This window comes from Kineococcus sp. AC630 (genome assembly GCF_979255925.1).
In genome coordinates, this window is record NZ_CEEDMJ010000181.1 from 1 (window position 1) to 231 (window position 231).

The following is a 231-nucleotide window of genomic DNA, read 5'->3' on the forward strand; positions in this document are numbered from 1 at the left end:
GTTCCTCTACGAGGGCGACTCACCGCTGGCGGAACGCCGGGCCGCGGCGCACGACGCGCTGCGCCGGTTGCAGACCAGCGGCCGCGTCGTCGAGGGCGAACTCCGCCCCGGCGGGCCGGGGCTGGAGTTCTGCGACGCCGACGTCCTGCGCATCCTGCGCCGACGCTCGCTGGCCGCGTTGCGGGGCGACGTCGAACCCGTCCCGCCGCGCGACCTCGCCCGGTTCCTCCC

At 77.1% G+C, this 231-nt stretch carries 1 protein-coding gene; it reads left to right on the plus strand.

The genetic code is table 11. The annotated features are described in order from the left end of the window. Positions 1–231, plus strand: a 231-nt coding sequence (locus AC0I8G_RS26345) for a hypothetical protein (RefSeq protein WP_471732558.1), incomplete at both ends; no start/stop codon positions are given.